This is a genomic window from Amphritea sp. 1_MG-2023 (assembly GCF_030547545.1).
In the GTDB taxonomy this organism is placed as follows: domain Bacteria; phylum Pseudomonadota; class Gammaproteobacteria; order Pseudomonadales; family Balneatricaceae; genus Amphritea.
Window position 1 is genome coordinate 1 of sequence record NZ_JAUOQE010000091.1, and the last position, 570, is coordinate 570.

The 570-nt window shown below is 36.3% G+C and carries 1 protein-coding gene; it reads left to right on the top strand.

Annotated features, from left to right (window positions below; genetic code table 11):
- Window positions 1-24 precede the first annotated feature (24 nt).
- Window positions 25-570 (top strand): hypothetical protein (locus Q4488_RS18800; RefSeq protein ID WP_303582141.1); only part of this gene is annotated, 546 nt, incomplete at its 3' end.

Sequence of the window (570 nt, forward strand, 5' to 3'; positions counted from 1 at the left end):
GCGCTTTGTAGGTATCACCGAAATATGAAGTTAAAAAAGTTATTGAGTCATGATTTCATAAAGAAGTTCAATGAATTGCTTGTTACTGATTTTGAAAAGGAACTCTTTGTCGCTAGCTTGAGAAACTATTGTTCTCATGGAAATCCTCTAAGGTTCCATAATTTTGCTTTTTCAATGAGGGAGCTTGTTTTGCAAGTTATAGACAGAAGAGCTCCGAACGCAGAAGTAAAATCGACTGTATGGTATGAGAAAGAAAGCGATCGATTTGACGTTACTCGGAGGCAAAAACTAAAGTTCTGCTCGCAAAGATATTTGTCAGATGCTTACCTAGATGAATACACATTGGATGATCTTAATGAAAGCATCAAGGCATATTTGAAAGAGTTCAACTTCTTTAATAAATATACTCATATTACAAAAAAGCACTTTCGAGCCTGCCCCAGAAAGTTTTACGATGATATGAAATATATCATTCAGCGCTCCACTGAGGTGATAGAGGAGCTTGATACATTGGAGCAAAATGTCGTAGAAAAGCTAGAGTACGATATACAAGATCGTGTTTTTGAAGCC